General features: G+C 66.8%; 1 protein-coding gene. It reads right to left on the reverse strand.

Annotation, left to right across the window (positions count from 1 at the left end):
- Positions 1–670: IS5 family transposase (locus FA740_RS19545; RefSeq protein WP_136858442.1), on the reverse strand; the 670-nt coding region annotated here is incomplete at its 3' end.
- Between the last annotated feature and the right edge of the window lie 20 nt (positions 671–690).

The raw sequence follows: 690 nt of genomic DNA on the forward strand, positions 1-690 counted from the left end.
GGCGGCCGTTCTTGCGGATCGGGATGATCGCGGTGCCACCGCGCGCGATGATGGCGCTGTGGCAGCGGCGGGTGTCGTAGGCGCCATCCGCGGTCACGGTGCCGATGTCTTCGTCGTTCGGGACCTGGTCCAGCAGGTCCGGCAGAACGGGGCTGTCGCCTTCCCGGCTGGGGGTGAACTCCACCGCGCGGATGTCCGAGGTAGCGGTGTCCATGGCTAGATGGACCTTGCGCCATTGGCGCCGTCCTTGAACACCATGCTTGCGGGCCTGCCATTCGCCGTCGCCGAGGAACTTGATACCCGTGCTGTCCACCAGCAGGTTCAGTGGGCCGCCGGCCCGGCGATATGGGATCTGCACCTTCAGGGTCTTCTGTCGGCGACACAGCGTGGAGTAGTCCGGCACGGGCCAGTCGAGCCCCGCCAGACGAAGGAGGCTGGCGACCATCCCGGCGGTCTGCCTGAGCGGCAGCTTGAAAAGCACCTTGATCGACAGGCAGAACTGGATCGCTGCATTCGACAAGACCGGCGGGCGCCCGGGGCGGCCCTCATGTGCCGCGTGCCAGGCCATCTCCTTGTCCAGCCAGATCAACAAAGACCCGCGCTTCCTGAGCGCAGCGTTGTAAGCGGGCCAGTTCGTCGTGCGGTAGCGGGCGGGATCGGGCTTGCTCATGCTGCCCGCCTAACCGCATG

The organism is Paracoccus hibiscisoli (assembly GCF_005048265.1).
GTDB classification, from domain to species: domain Bacteria; phylum Pseudomonadota; class Alphaproteobacteria; order Rhodobacterales; family Rhodobacteraceae; genus Paracoccus; species Paracoccus hibiscisoli.